The sequence below is a fragment of the Streptomyces sp. 8L genome (assembly GCF_020176795.1).
Classification (GTDB): Bacteria; Actinomycetota; Actinomycetes; order Streptomycetales; family Streptomycetaceae; genus Streptomyces.
This window is the reverse complement of the sequence record NZ_JAIUKE010000946.1, coordinates 1-772: the sequence shown is the minus strand read 5'-3', so window position 1 is coordinate 772 and position 772 is coordinate 1. Positions and strand designations below refer to the sequence as shown.

The window sequence follows — 772 nt, the reverse complement described above, 5'->3', positions numbered from 1 at the left end:
GGCCTGGGGCCGGGTAGCTGTGCCGCCCGTTGCAGCGGCGCGTCGCGGCCTACGGCCGTGTCGCCGTGCCGCCCAGCGCCCGGAGTGCGAAACCGACCACCCGGTCCGCTGCGGCCCGCGCGCCGCCCGGGCTGGGGCGCGCCCGCTGTTCGTCGACCGCGTGGCGCAGCAGTGCGCCGATGGACCCCGCGTCCGCCGCGATGTCGCCCGCGCCGGGGAAGTCACCGCTCGCCCTGCCGCGCTTGATGATCGCCGCGATGAGAGCTTCCGACGCCGCGTCGAGCCGGGCCCGTTCCGCCGCGTACCCCTTGGCGCGCACGGCCTCCTCGGAGAGGATCACCAGGACGTGGCGGCGGCGCGGGTCGGAGGTCAGCCGCAGGGTGCCGCGCACGAACCGGCGCAGCGCGTCCGTGGGCGAGGTGGCGGCGGCGGTCGCGGCGCGGATCTCGGCGGTGAGGGTGGCCGCGTCCCTGCGGAACATGGCGATCAGGAGATCGTCCTTGGAGCCGAAGTGCCGGTAGAAGGCCCGGGTGGACAAGCCCGCCTCCGCGAGTATGTCCCCGACGGACGCGGACGACCCGTCGGTGGCGGCCAGCGCCCGGTAGGCGGCGTCGACGATGCGCGCGCGCTCGCCGGAGCGCTCCTCGGCCGCGCCGGGGCCCCGCGCACCCCGCTCCGCCATAGGCCGGCCTCCCCCTGCCCGCGCTGGTCCCTGGTGCGTCAGGGTAGCGGGGGCGGCCGGCTGCCGTGGACCGGGGGCGCGGCGGCGTAC

At 78.0% G+C, this 772-nt stretch carries 1 protein-coding gene; it reads right to left on the bottom strand.

Annotated elements, in window-relative coordinates; genetic code table 11:
* Nucleotides 1-49: 49 nt before the first annotated feature.
* Nucleotides 50-682 (bottom strand): TetR/AcrR family transcriptional regulator, encoded by a 633-nt coding sequence (locus tag LCE31_RS40030; protein WP_225023233.1) that lies wholly within the window; start codon nt 680-682, stop codon nt 50-52.
* Between the last annotated feature and the right edge of the window lie 90 nt (nt 683-772).

What these genes read in the sequence shown, in the direction of transcription:
- LCE31_RS40030 (WP_225023233.1), bottom strand. Translation starts at nt 682, where the DNA reads ATGGCGGAGCGGGGTGCGCGGGGCCCCGGCGCGGCCGAGGAGCGCTCC.